This is a genomic window from Caulobacter zeae (assembly GCF_002858925.1).
Classification (GTDB): domain Bacteria; phylum Pseudomonadota; class Alphaproteobacteria; order Caulobacterales; family Caulobacteraceae; genus Caulobacter; species Caulobacter zeae.
This window is the reverse complement of the sequence record NZ_PJRS01000004.1, coordinates 57,026-68,967: the sequence shown is the minus strand read 5'-3', so window position 1 is coordinate 68,967 and position 11,942 is coordinate 57,026. Positions and strand designations below refer to the sequence as shown.

The following is an 11,942-nucleotide window of genomic DNA, read 5'->3' as shown; positions in this document are numbered from 1 at the left end:
GCCAGGACCGACCGCGGCCGATCGACGGCGCTCTTCGCCCTGGCGGGCGGGGAGCGCTCGTCGCCGTTGAACCACCAAGCCGATCCCGATGCTCGCAAAGCTGACCGAAACATTCCGGAACCATCGGGGGAGGGCGTTCATCGCCCTCGAACTCATGGTGCTGCTCGTCCTGGCGGTCCAGATCGCGCGGCTGGTCTGGGTCGCCGCCGCGCCCGCGCCGCCGGTCGCCGTCAAGGCCGCACCGGTCCAGAGACCGGTCGATCCCCGGATCCTCGCCACCTTCGACGCCTTCGGTTCGGCCGGGGCGTCTTCGCGCGTCGGGGGCGCGGCCAGCGTCGAGGGCTTCCGGCTGTTCGGCGTGCGCCAGACCGACGGCGGCGGCTCGGCGATCATCGCCGGCCCCGACGGTGTCCAGAAGTCCTACGCGATCGGGGAAAGCATCGCCGACGGCGTCACCCTCGCGTCCGTCGCCGCCGACCATGTCGAACTCTCGCGGGCCGGCGCCCGCATGACCCTCTCGTTTCCGGAACGTCCATGACCAAGGCCCCCACGCTGCGCATCCTCGTCGCGGCCGCCTCGATCGCGCTGGCCCTGCCGTCGGCCGGTCCCGCGCTCGCCCAGACCCAGGTGTTGAACGTCCAGGACGCCGACATCCGCGCCTTCATCCAGGACGTGGGCAAGACCACCAACACCACCTTCGTCGTCGACCCGCGGGTCAAGGGCACGGTGTCGGTGACCAGCAACGGATCGCTGAACCGTCGCGAGCTGTTCGAGCTGTTCCTGGCCACGCTGCGGGCCAACAACCTGGTGGCCACCCCGGCCGGCGGCGGCGTCTATCGCATCGAGCCGTCAGAAAACGCCGCCCGCCAGCCCGGCACGGCCGGGGGGCAGTTCGCCACCGAGGTCTTCCGCCTGCGCACGCTGGATGCGGCGACGGCGGCCGACATGCTAAAGCCCCTGGTCGGGCCGCAGGGCCAGGTCGTGGCCAACGCCCGGGGCGGGGCGGTGGTCGTGGCCGACTACGCCGACAACGTCCGCCGCATCCGGGCCCTGCTGGCTCAGGTCGACCAGGACCGCGCCGCCGTCCACACCGTCACCCTGACCAACAGCTCGGCGCGCGAGATCGCCCAGGTCATCAATGACCTGATCGCCGGACCCGGCGCCGACGGCAAGGCGGGCAGGGGCGCGGTCACCGTCGTCGCGGTCGAGAGCAGCAACTCGGTCCTGCTGCGCGGTGATCCCGACGCCGTCCAGAAGCTGCTGCCGCTGATCGCCGACCTCGATCGCCGCGCCGAGTCCAGCGACGACGTGCGGGTCGTCTTCCTGCGCCACGCCAATGCCGAGCAGATGCTGCCGGTGCTGCAACAGCTCGTGGGCCAGTCGCCTTCGGCCGTCACGCCGAGCGCCGGCCGCCCGGCCGGCGCTACGACAGGATCGGTCAACGCGACTCCCGCCGCGGCCTCGGCCGTCTCGTCCGCTCCGGGCAGCGCTCGCGCCAATGTCGCCCGCTATCCCGGCGCCAACGCCCTGATCATCAACGCCCCGCCGGAACTGCAACGCACGCTCTCCGAGGTGATCCGCCAGCTGGACGTGCGCCGCGAGCAGGTGCTGGTCGAGGCCATCGTCGTGGAGGTCTCCGACGACGCCGCCAAGCAGCTGGGCGTGCAGCTGCTGCTGGGCGGCACGAACGGAACCATCCCGTTCATGGCCACCAACTACACCAACGCCTCGCCCAGCCTCCTGCCGCTGGCCGGCGCGATCGCGGCGGGCGATCCCAAGGACGTCGAGTCCGAGGCCGTGACCTCGATGCGGCAGGCGGGGATCAACTCGCTGCTCAACGCCTCGGGCATAACCGGCGGCGTGGCGGGCCGCAGCGGCGACGTGCTGTTCGGCGCGATCATCAATGCGGTGAAGAAGGACAGCGGCTCCAACCTCCTGTCGACGCCGTCGATCATGACGCTCGACAACGAGGAAGCCCGCATCCTGGTCGGCCAGGAAGTGCCGATCACCACCGGCGAGGTGCTGGGCGACGCCAACTCCAACCCGTTCCGCACCATTCAGCGCCAGAACGTCGGCGTGCAGCTGGAGGTGAAGCCGCAGATCAACGCCGGCGGCGGCATCACCCTGTTCCTGCGCCAGGAGGTCTCGGCCGTGGCCGGTCCGGTCAGCGTCGGCTCCAGCGAGCTCGTGATCAACAAGCGCGAGATCGAGACCACGGCCCTCGTGGATGATGGCGACATCGTCGTGCTGGGCGGCCTGCTGGACCAGACCGAGACCTCGTCGGTTCAGAAGGTGCCGGGCCTGGGCGACCTGCCGGGGATCGGCGGCCTGTTCCGCAGCACCGCCCGCGAGCGCGGCAAGACCAACCTGATGGTCTTCATCCGCCCTCGGATCATCAAGACGGTCGACGACGCCCGCGCCGTCACCGGGCCGCGCCTGGACCGCATGCGTCGCGAGAGCGCCCTGACCACGCCCGAGGGCGACAGCTCGCTTGACGCGGTGATCCGCGACTTCCAGCGCACGTTGCCCGCGGCCCCGCCACAGGCCCAGCCGCAATGACCGCGCTCGACTACGCCTTCGCCAAGCGCCACGGCCTCGTCCTGCTGTCGCTGGACGGCGAGGCGACTATCGGCCTGCGCGAGGGTTTCGATCCCCTGGCCCTGATCGAGGCGCGGCGGGCGCTTGGCGTCCCCCTGAAGTTGCAGCCGCTGGCCACAGCCGCCTTCGACCGCAAGTTCTCCGAGGTCTATGCGGGGGCGGGCCTGGCTTCGGCCTCGGACGACGACTTCGACGGCGCGCTCGGCCACCTGCTGGAGGACATGCCCACCGCCGCCGACCTGCTGGACCCGCAGGACGACGCCCCGGTGATCCGCCTGATCAACGGCCTGATCGCCGAGGCCGTGCGCTCGGGCGCCTCCGACATCCACGTCGAGCCCTACGAGCAGGCGCTGGTCGTGCGCCTGCGGGTCGACGGCGTGCTGCGCGAGATCCTCAGCCTATCGCCGCGCATCGCCGCCATGCTGGTCTCGCGGGTCAAGGTGATGGCCAAGCTGGACATCGCCGAAAAGCGCGTCCCGCAGGACGGGCGTATTTCACTGGCCCTGGGCGGCAAGAGCCTGGACGTCCGGGTCTCGACCCTGCCGGCCCGCATGGGCGAGCGGGTGGTGATGCGCATCCTCGACAAGGAGCAGGCGGGCCTGGGCCTCGCCGATCTGGGCATGTCGCCGCGCATGCTGGCGGCGCTGGAGACGGCGCTGCGCGAGCCCAACGGCATCGTGCTGGTCACCGGCCCCACCGGTTCGGGCAAGACGACGACGCTCTATGCCGGCCTCGGCCTGCTGAACGACAAGAGCCGCAACATCCTGACCATCGAAGACCCGGTCGAGTACGCTGTCCATGGCGTCGGCCAGACCCAGGTCAACACCAAGGTCGGCATGACCTTCGCGGCCGGCCTGCGGGCCATCCTGCGCCAGGACCCGGACGTGGTGATGGTCGGCGAGATCCGCGACGCCGAGACCGCCCAGATCGCCGTCCAGGCCAGCCTGACCGGTCACCTGGTGCTATCGACCGTGCACACCAACGACGCCGCCGGCGCCGTGGTCCGCCTGCGCGACATGGGTGTCGAGCCCTTCCTGCTGGCCTCCACCATGCGCCTGATCATCGCCCAGCGCCTGGTCCGTCGCCTGTGCCGTGTCTGCTCGGTGGAAGAGCCCGCCGATGCAGCGGCCGCCGCGCTGGTCGACGTCCCAGCTGGGACGCCGCTACGCCGTCCCGTCGGTTGCGCCGACTGCGCCCACACCGGCTTCCAGGGACGGATCGGCGTCTACGAGGCCTTGCGCGTGGACGACGCCGTGCGGCGCCTGATCGGTCAGAACGCCGCCGAGGACGAGATCGCCGCCGCCGGTGTCGAGGTCGCCCTGAAGGACGAGGCCCGCCGTTACGTGCAGGAGGGCCTGACCACGGTCGAGGAGGTGCTGCGCATCACCGGGGCGGGGGCGCGCGATGGCGAACTTTGACTATGTCGCCCTCGACCTGGCCGGGGCGACCCGTTCGGGGCGCATCAAGGCCGTCGACGAGGGCGACGCCCGCACCCAGCTGGAGCGCCGTCGGCTCGCGCCGGTAAGGGTTTCGCCCCACGCGCCAATCGCGGCTAAGAGCGGGCAGGGGCTGTTCGGCGACCGCCTGGGCGGACGCGACCGCTCGCTGTTCACGCGCCAACTGGCCACCCTGGTCGCGGTGTCGACGCTGGAAGAAGCGTTGCGCACCATCGCGCTCCAGGCCGACCGTCCCAAGCTCAAGCGCGTGGTCGAGCAAGTCCATGCCGCCGTATTGGAAGGCTATCGGCTGTCGGACGCCCTGGCCCGCCCGGCCGGGGCCTTTCCGCCGCTCTACCGCGCCATGGTCGCCGCCGGCGAGGCCTCCGGCGCGCTGCCTTCCATCCTCGACCGCCTGGCCGACCTGCTGGACCAGCAGCAGAAGGTTGCCGCCAAGATCACCACGGCCCTGGTCTATCCGGCGGTGCTGGCTTTGGTCGCGTGCCTGGTCGTCACCGTGCTGATGGTCTTCGTCATTCCCAAGGTGGTCGAGCAGTTCGACAGCATGGGCCAGACCCTGCCGCTGCTGACCCGCATCGTCATCGGCCTGTCGGGCTTCCTCCAGCATTTCGGCTGGCTGCTGGTGCTCGTGCTCGCGGGTCTGGCCTTCGCCTACTGGCAAGCCCTGCGAAATCGCGCCTTCAAGCTGCGCGCCGACAGCTTCTTCCTGCGCCTGCCGTTCGTCGGCCAACTGATCCGCAACGTCCACGCCGCGCGGCTGGCCCGCACCCTGTCGACGATGATCGCCAGCGGCCTGCCGATGCTGGAGGGACTGATCCTCACGGCTGGCACGGTCCGCAACGCCGCCCTGCGCGGCGGCATGGACGCCATGATCGCCGGCATCCGCGAGGGCGGCGCGCTGTCGACGGCCATGCGGCGCACGGGCGTCTTTCCGCCGGTGCTCGTCTACATGACCGCCAGCGGCGAAAGCAGCGGCCGTGTCGACGCCATGCTGACCCGCGCCGCCGAGTATCTCGAGCGCGAGTTCGACACCTTCACCGCCACCCTGCTGAGCCTATTGGAGCCGGCGATCATCGTCGTGCTCGGCGGCGTGGTGGCGACGATCGTCCTCTCGATCCTGCTGCCCATCCTGCAGATCAACACCCTGGCCATGAACTAGGAGGCCAAGACCATGCGCGCCCCTGACAAGACCCGCCGCCGCCGCGCCCGCGAAGCCGGCTTCACCCTCGTGGAGATGATGGTCGTCATCGTCATCCTGGGTCTTCTGGCTACCGTCGTGGCCATCAATGTCCTGCCCAGCCAGGACAAGGCCATGAAGGAAAAGGCCCGCGCCGACGTGGCGGTGCTGGAGCAGGCCCTGGAGGGCTACCGCCTCGACACCTTCGCCTTCCCGCGCACCGAGGACGGCCTTGCGGCCCTGGTGACGCCGCCGGCCAGCCTGGCCCAGCCCGACCGCTATCGCGAGGGCGGCTATGTGCGTCGCCTGCCCAAGGACCCGTGGGGCAATGACTATCAGTACCGCTCGCCGGGCCAGCACGGGGCGATCGACGTCTTCTCGTTCGGCGCCGACGGCCGCGAAGGCGGCGAGGGCAAGGACGCCGACATTGGCAACTGGGGCTGACATCCCGCGCAAGGCCGGAAGGCGAGGAGGCTTCACCCTCGTCGAGCTCATGATCGTGCTGGTGATCATGGGCCTGCTGGCCAGCGCCGTCGTCCTGGCCCTGCCGGACGGCCGGCCCGCCCTGTCGCAGGAGGCCGAGCGCTTCGCCGCCAGCCTGCTGCGGGCGCGGGACGAGGCCGTGTTCCGGGGCGGTCAGGTGCGGGTCGTGGCGTCCGATGGCGAGTATCGGTTCGAGCGCCGCGACGGGCGCGACTGGCGCCCGCTGGACGAGGCCCCGTTCCGCGCCCGCGCCTTCGAGGAGGGCACGCAGGTCACCGTCGGGCCGCAGGCCGTGGTGGTCTTCGACCCCACGGGCCTGGCCAATCCCACCGAGTTCACCTTCGCGCGCGGCAAGGCGCGTCGAACCATCGTCGTCGACCTGGCAGGGAACGTCTCGCTCGATGCCCCGCGCCCGTTCTGAAGCCGGCTTCACCCTGATCGAGCTGCTGGTCGCCCTGGCGATCTTCAGCCTGGCCGTGCTGGCGTTGCTGAACCTGGCGGGTGAGAACACCCGCGCCGGAGGACGGCTTTCCGACCGGGTGCTGGCCGAGGTGGTGCTCGACAACCGTGCGGTCGAGGCCATGGCAAGTTCGACGCCGCTCGCTATCGGCCGTAGCGCTGGCGTCGAGACGGCCGGCGGACGCCCATGGGCCTGGACCCGCCAGGTCAGCCGCACCGCCGATCCCGCCATCGTCCGCGTCGACATCGCCGTGGCCGCGCCCCGCTCTCGCGCGCCGCTGGTCCAGGCCTCGCTGTTTCGGGGCGCGCGATGAAGGGTTTCACCCTGGTCGAGATGCTGGTGGCGGTGCTGATCTTCGCCCTGATCAGCGCGGCCGGCGTGGCCGTGATGGGCTCGACCCTGGCCAATCAGAGCGCGGTGCGGGTGACGGTCGATCGCCATGCCGAGCTTCAGCGCGCCCGCGCCATCCTCAAGGCCGACCTCTCCCAGGCCGCCGCCCGCCGTACGCGCGGCGAGGATGGGCGGCCGGCGATCACCGCCTTCGCCGGCGGCGATCCCTGGGGCGGCGGCGGACCGCTGCTGGCCTTCGTCCGGCGCGGCTGGGAGAACCCTGACGTCGATCCCCGCGCCTCGCTGCAATATGTGGAGTACGCCCTGGTCGAGGGACGCCTGGAGCGGCGCTCGCGCCCGGCGCTGGATGGCGCGCGCCTTGGCCCGCCGCAGGTGCTCCTGCATGACGTCACCGGCATTCGGCCCGCCTTTCTCTTCAACGGCGCCTGGACGCCGACCTGGAAGGGCAATCCGCAGACCGACATCCCGACCGCCGTGCGCCTGGACATGACGCTGGCCGACCTGGGCCGCGTCGACCAGCTGTTCCTCACCTCGGGGGAGGGGCGATGAAGCGCAGGCACGAGGAAGGCGCGGCCCTGCTGACGGTGCTGCTGATGGTGGCCGTCATCGGCATCATCGCCGTGGGCGTGCTGGAGGACATCCGCTTTGGCCTGCGCCGGTCGTTCAACGTCCAGGTGGCGGGCCAGGCGCGCTGGTACGCCCTCGGCGGCGAGCAGATGGCCAGTTCGCGGATCGACCAGCTTCTCGCGCGAGATCCGGGCAAGACCTCGCTGGAAGGCGGGTGGAACGGTCGGGTCGTGGAGTTCCCGATCGAGGGCGGCCAGATCCAGGCGCTCGTCGCCGACGCCACCGGCTGTTTCAACCTAAACAGCGTGGTCGAGGCCGACCAGGGCGAGCCCTTTCGCCGCCGCGAGCTGGGCGTGCGCCAGTTGTCCAGCCTGATGACCCTGCTGGGCATGCCCAACGGTCCTGACCTGGCCGAAAGCCTGGCGCAGTGGATCGACAGCAACGACGTCGGGCCGGCCGGGCTGGAGGACGAAGGCTATGCGGATCGCAAGACGCCGTACCGCACGGCGGGCGCGCCCCTGGCCGAGGTCAGCGAACTGCGCGCCGTGCGCGGCTTCGACGCCAAGGTCTACGCCATGCTGCGGCCCTATGTCTGCGCGCTGCCGACCACCGACCTGTCGCCGATCAACGTCAACACGTTGCCCCAGGAGCGGGCTGTCCTGCTCTCGGCGGTCACCTTGGGCGGCGTCTCGCCAGAGAGCGCCCGCCAGGCGCTCGCCGCGCGTCCGGCGGGCGGCTGGTCGGACCTGGAGGCCTTCTGGGGGCAGCAGGCCCTGGCCGGGGCGGCGCCGGCCGACGGCGTCCGCGACCAGATCCGTTTCCGCACCCGCTACTTCTCGCTCGAAAGCCGCGTCGGCCTGGCCGGCGGCGAAACCTTCATGACCTCGCTTTTCGAAGCCGGCCCGACGAACCGCGTCCGTCTCGTCGCCCGGCGCTGGACCCTGGAAGAATGACCCGTCTGCTGCTCCTTCCCGAAACGCCCGATGAGGCCCCCGAGATCGTCGAGGCCGGCGCCCACGGTCCTGTGCGCCGCAAGCTTCTGCCCAGCGAGCAGGGCGGCGGCGAAGCCGTGCTCGTGCTGCCCGGCGCCGAGGCTGTCACCCGCTGGCTCGATCTGCCGACTGGCAGTTCCGCCCAGGCGCGGGCGGCGGCCGCGTTCCAAGTCGGCGAGGCCGTGGCGACCGGCGCCGAAGGGCTGCACTTGGCGGTCGGCGAGCGCGACGCGGAGGGGCGCGCCCTCGTCGTCTGGCTCGACCGCGAGCGGCTTCGCTCGGGCCTTGAGGCGGCCAAGGCGCGAGGCGTGACCGTCACTGGCGCGACCCCCGACTACCTGCTGTTACCGCAGGACGCCGAGGGGCGAACAGTCCTGGCCTCGTTCGGCGAGCGGTTGGGTGTTCGGGCCGAGGGGCTGGCGTTCGGCGTCGAACCCGAACTGGCCTCTGCCGTCGTCGGCGACAGGCCGCATCGCTACATCCCGGCCTCCGAGCTGGACGCCTGGCTGCTGGCGGGCGCCGAGCGGCCGCCGGTGGACCTGTTGCAAGGCCAGTTCGCGCCGCGTCGGCACGGACCGGTCCTGCGCTGGCGGCGGCTGGCGGGGCTCCTGGCCATCGTCGCGATCTCGCCGCTCGTCCTGCTGTTGGCGCAGATCGCCAGGGACGGCCTGGAGGCGCGCGCGATCGAGCGGCGCAACGCCGCCTTGGCGGTTCAACTCGTTCCGCAATCGGCGCGCTACGGCGATCCGGCCCGGTATGCCGTCAGCCGGCTGCAGGCGGCCCGCAAGCTGGGCTTCGGCGAGCTTTCGGCCGGCTATCTTGCCGCGGTGCGCGCAGTGCCGGGCATGCGGCTGGATACCCTGGTCCATGGCCAGGACGGCGCGATCCGCTCGTCGGTCTCCTACGCCAACTATTCCGACATGGACCAACTGCGTGAAGCGCTGAAGGCCGGGGGCTTCGATGTCACCGAGCAGGGCACGGTCACCGAGGGCCAGCGCGTCACCAGCGACCTGATCGTGCGGAGCAAGCCATGAGCCGGATCCTCGAAACCGCGCGCCCGGCGTGGGACGGCCGCACGCCGCGCGAGCGGGTGATGCTGGGCGTCATGGCCGCCGCCATCATCGGCGTCGCCGGCTTCTACGGCGTGGTCGCGCCCTTGAGGCATGCGAGTGACGACGTACGCGAAAGGCTGCATGAGGCGCGCGAGCAGTCCGCCGCGTTGAGGTTGGCCTCGGGCGCCCCCGCGCCGTCCAAGCCCGACTCCCGTCCGGTCGCGGTGATCGTCGAAGCCAGCGCCGCAAGCCTTGCCGTGCCGATCGCACGCAAGCGCCAGGAGAGTGACGGCGCCTTCACCGTCTGGATCACCGCCATCGACGCCCGCGCCCTGCTGCCCTGGGCCGCGTCGCTGGAACGCGAGGCCGGCCTGGATGTCGCCGGCTTCACGGCCTCGCGCCTCGACAACGGCTTCGTCGAGGCCGAGGTCACCTTCGCCAGGGCCGCCCGATGAAGACCCGGATCATGATGGTCGTGCTGGCCGGGATGACCGCTGCGGCGGTCGTCGTCCTGGCCCCTGTCACGCTGCTGACTGGTCGGCTGGCCGACTGCGAGGCGTTGCGGGTGATCCGGGCGTCGGGAACGGTCTGGCGCGGCCGCGTGGACCTGGCGGCCGCCCAGGGCCGCCGGCTGGGCGCATACGATGTCGGCCTCTCTCTCTTGGCGCTGCTGGCCGGCGACGTGCGGTTGCGGGCCAAGGACGAGGCGGGCGATCGGTCCTTCATTCTGCGCGCCGGGCGGGACAAGGGCGTCGAGGCCCTGAGCGGTTCGATCTCGCTGGATGCGGACCAACTGCCTGGCCGGATCGAGGCCCGCGACCTGGCCGCGATCTTTCGTGACGGACGCTGTCTCAAGGCCGTCGGCCAGATCCGCTTCCGCGCCGTCCAGGATCCCTTGCTCGGAGGAGCGACCTTCGCCGGAACGCCGGCCTGCGTGGGCGGCGACTGGGTTGCGCGCCTGACGCCGAGGGGAGGAGGCGGGGCGGCGATCACCTTGCGCGCCGATGGCGCAGGCCGGCTTCAGGCCGAGGTCGCGGTGGCGACGGCCGATCCGTTGCTGGTGCAGGCCGCGCTCGACCAGGGCTTCGTCAAGGATGCGGCCGGCGTCCGGCGCGTGGTGTCGACTCGGCTGTCAGCCGAGAAAGCCGTGAAGCGGCCCTAGCAGCCAGGTCAGCCAGGCGCCGATGGCCAGGAACACCCCGAACGGCAGCCGTTGGTCCATCGTCACCCGGCGGCGAAGGATCAGCTGCGCCAGGGCGACGCTGATACCGGCCAGGCCAGCCCAGAGGAGCACCGAGGGCAGGGCGCTCCAGCCTGTCCAGGCCCCGATCGCGCCCAGCAGGCGCGGGTCGCCGCCGCCCAGGCCATCGCGGCCGCGTACTCGCTCGTAGATCCAGGCCAGCAGCCACAACGATCCGAAGCCGATCGTCGCGCCCAGCACCGGCGTCCACGCCGGCTCTCGCAGCACCAGGATCGAGACGGCGAAGCCCGCCGCGCCCAGCGGCAGGGTCAACATGTCGGGCAGCCAGAAATGCTCGCCGTCGATCACCGCCAGCAGCAGCAACCACCAGCCGAAGATCGCCGTCGCCGGCGCTAGGGGGCCGGCGAAAGCCAGGGCGCTCCAGGCACCGATCAGCAGGCACGCCAGTTCCAGCAGCAGGTAGCGCTTTGGAATCGCCGCGCCGCAGCTTCGGCAGCGCCCGCGCAGGCCAACGAAGCTCAGGATGGGAATGAGGTCCAGCGGTCCAAGCTTGCGGCCACAGCCGTCGCAGGCCGAACGCGACGCCGCCCACGGTCGCTCCGCGGGCAGGCGCAGGGTCAGCAGCCCGATGAAGCTGCCGACGAACGGACCCAGGAGGACCGTCGCGAATGTCCAGAAGTGTTCGGTAACCCACATGGCCGCCGACCTACTGTACGAGAACTGCAAAGAAGGGAAGGAGTGGTGGATGCTGCAGGGATTGAACCTGCGACCCCCTCGGTGTGAACGAGGTGCTCTCCCGCTGAGCTAAGCATCCGCCGTGTCGGCTAGGCCTTCCGAAGAAGTCCCCGCCGCGAGAGGAGGGGGCTATAGACCGCTCTTTTCCGCGCCGCAAGAGGCCAAAAGCGAGATTGCAGCCTCCGGGACCTCGGAAAAGCGATCTATCAACAGATCTCCGCCAAGCGTCTCCACAGGGGCCTCGGTGTAGCCGAACGAGACCAGCAGAGCAGGAACGCCGGCGGCCTTGGCGCTGAGGACGTCGTTGATGCTGTCGCCGACCATCACCGCGCGGGCCGGGTCGCCGCCGACCGCCGCGATGGCCGCCAGCACGTGGCGCGGATCCGGCTTGGGGGCGGGGGCGTCGTCGGCGCCGACCACGGCGTCGAAGAATCGGGTCAGGTCGACGGCGTCCAGCAGCGCCACCGACAGGTGGGTCAGCTTGTTGGTGCAGACCACCAGGCGCACGCCGGCGGCCTTCAGATCCGCGAGCACCTCGACCACGCCCTCGAACGGCGCGCTCTCGTGGGCTATGCGGCCCAGATAGATGGCGATGAAGCGCTCGACCAGCTTGGGCGCCTGCTCGGCGTCCAGCGGCGCGCCGGCGGCGGCGAAGCCGCGCTCCAGCAGCGCCTTGGCGCCGCGGCCGACCATCTTGCGCACGTCGTCGAAGGGCAGGGCGGGCAGGTCTTCCTCGGCGAGGATGGTGTTCAGCGCCCCCACCAGGTCCGGCGCGGTGTCGACCAGCGTGCCGTCGAGGTCGAAGGCGATCGTCGTATCCCGAAGGACGGTTTCGTGGGCGTGCGGAAGAGACATGTCCTGGCCTTTCG

The 11,942-nt window shown here is 71.0% G+C and carries 14 protein-coding genes and 1 tRNA gene; 12 read left to right on the top strand and 3 right to left on the bottom strand.

Annotated features, from left to right (window positions below):
* Nucleotides 1–154: 154 nt before the first annotated feature.
* Genes SGCZBJ_RS01235 through gspN form a run of 12 tightly spaced genes read left to right on the top strand, consistent with a single transcriptional unit; the run spans nt 155 to nt 10,299 of the window.
* Nucleotides 155–538 (top strand): type II secretion system protein N, encoded by a 384-nt coding sequence (locus tag SGCZBJ_RS01235; RefSeq protein WP_240621373.1) that lies wholly within the window; start codon nt 155–157, stop codon nt 536–538.
* On the top strand, nt 535–2,559 hold the full coding sequence (gene gspD / locus SGCZBJ_RS01230; protein WP_101716214.1) for a type II secretion system secretin GspD: 2,025 nt from the start codon (nt 535–537) through the stop codon (nt 2,557–2,559). Before SGCZBJ_RS01235 ends, gspD begins: the two co-directional genes overlap by 4 nt.
* Nucleotides 2,556–4,016, top strand: coding sequence for a type II secretion system ATPase GspE (gene gspE, locus SGCZBJ_RS01225; protein ID WP_101716213.1), 1,461 nt, complete (start codon nt 2,556–2,558; stop codon nt 4,014–4,016). The genes gspD and gspE overlap by 4 nt, the downstream gene beginning before the upstream one ends.
* The gene (gene gspF, locus SGCZBJ_RS01220) at nt 4,003–5,214 is read left to right on the top strand and encodes a type II secretion system inner membrane protein GspF (RefSeq protein WP_101716212.1); all 1,212 of its coding nucleotides are present in this window, start codon (nt 4,003–4,005) and stop codon (nt 5,212–5,214) included. Before gspE ends, gspF begins: the two co-directional genes overlap by 14 nt.
* Nucleotides 5,215–5,226: 12 nt before the next feature.
* Entirely contained in the window at nt 5,227–5,676 is a 450-nt protein-coding gene (gspG, locus tag SGCZBJ_RS01215; protein WP_101716211.1) for a type II secretion system major pseudopilin GspG, read from the top strand.
* Nucleotides 5,660–6,136, top strand: a complete 477-nt coding sequence (locus tag SGCZBJ_RS01210; RefSeq protein WP_240621372.1) for a GspH/FimT family pseudopilin — start codon at nt 5,660–5,662, stop codon at nt 6,134–6,136. Before gspG ends, SGCZBJ_RS01210 begins: the two co-directional genes overlap by 17 nt.
* Complete coding sequence (gspI, locus tag SGCZBJ_RS01205; protein ID WP_101716209.1) at nt 6,117–6,488, top strand: type II secretion system minor pseudopilin GspI; 372 nt, start codon at nt 6,117–6,119, stop codon at nt 6,486–6,488. The genes SGCZBJ_RS01210 and gspI overlap by 20 nt, the downstream gene beginning before the upstream one ends.
* Nucleotides 6,485–7,075: a type II secretion system minor pseudopilin GspJ gene (gene gspJ, locus SGCZBJ_RS01200; protein ID WP_101716208.1), complete on the top strand. Its 591-nt coding sequence runs from the start codon at nt 6,485–6,487 to the stop codon at nt 7,073–7,075. The genes gspI and gspJ overlap by 4 nt, the downstream gene beginning before the upstream one ends.
* Nucleotides 7,072–8,046: a type II secretion system minor pseudopilin GspK gene (gspK, locus tag SGCZBJ_RS01195; RefSeq protein ID WP_101716207.1), complete on the top strand. Its 975-nt coding sequence runs from the start codon at nt 7,072–7,074 to the stop codon at nt 8,044–8,046. The genes gspJ and gspK overlap by 4 nt, the downstream gene beginning before the upstream one ends.
* Nucleotides 8,043–9,119: a type II secretion system protein GspL gene (gene gspL, locus SGCZBJ_RS01190; RefSeq protein ID WP_240621371.1), complete on the top strand. Its 1,077-nt coding sequence runs from the start codon at nt 8,043–8,045 to the stop codon at nt 9,117–9,119. Before gspK ends, gspL begins: the two co-directional genes overlap by 4 nt.
* On the top strand, nt 9,116–9,592 hold the full coding sequence (locus SGCZBJ_RS01185) for a type II secretion system protein M (protein WP_101716206.1): 477 nt from the start codon (nt 9,116–9,118) through the stop codon (nt 9,590–9,592). Before gspL ends, SGCZBJ_RS01185 begins: the two co-directional genes overlap by 4 nt.
* Complete coding sequence (gene gspN, locus SGCZBJ_RS01180) at nt 9,589–10,299, top strand: type II secretion system protein N (protein WP_101716205.1); 711 nt, start codon at nt 9,589–9,591, stop codon at nt 10,297–10,299. The genes SGCZBJ_RS01185 and gspN overlap by 4 nt, the downstream gene beginning before the upstream one ends.
* Here gspN and SGCZBJ_RS01175 read toward each other — a convergent pair.
* From SGCZBJ_RS01175 to gph, 3 genes are all read right to left on the bottom strand, one after another.
* Nucleotides 10,270–11,034 (bottom strand): prepilin peptidase, encoded by a 765-nt coding sequence (locus SGCZBJ_RS01175; protein ID WP_101716204.1) that lies wholly within the window; start codon nt 11,032–11,034, stop codon nt 10,270–10,272. The genes gspN and SGCZBJ_RS01175 overlap by 30 nt on opposite strands.
* 43 nt (nt 11,035–11,077) lie before the next feature.
* Nucleotides 11,078–11,152: transfer RNA gene (locus SGCZBJ_RS01170), tRNA-Val, on the bottom strand.
* A gap of 50 nt (nt 11,153–11,202) precedes the next feature.
* Nucleotides 11,203–11,928: a phosphoglycolate phosphatase gene (gene gph / locus SGCZBJ_RS01165; RefSeq protein ID WP_101716203.1), complete on the bottom strand. Its 726-nt coding sequence runs from the start codon at nt 11,926–11,928 to the stop codon at nt 11,203–11,205.
* Between the last annotated feature and the right edge of the window lie 14 nt (nt 11,929–11,942).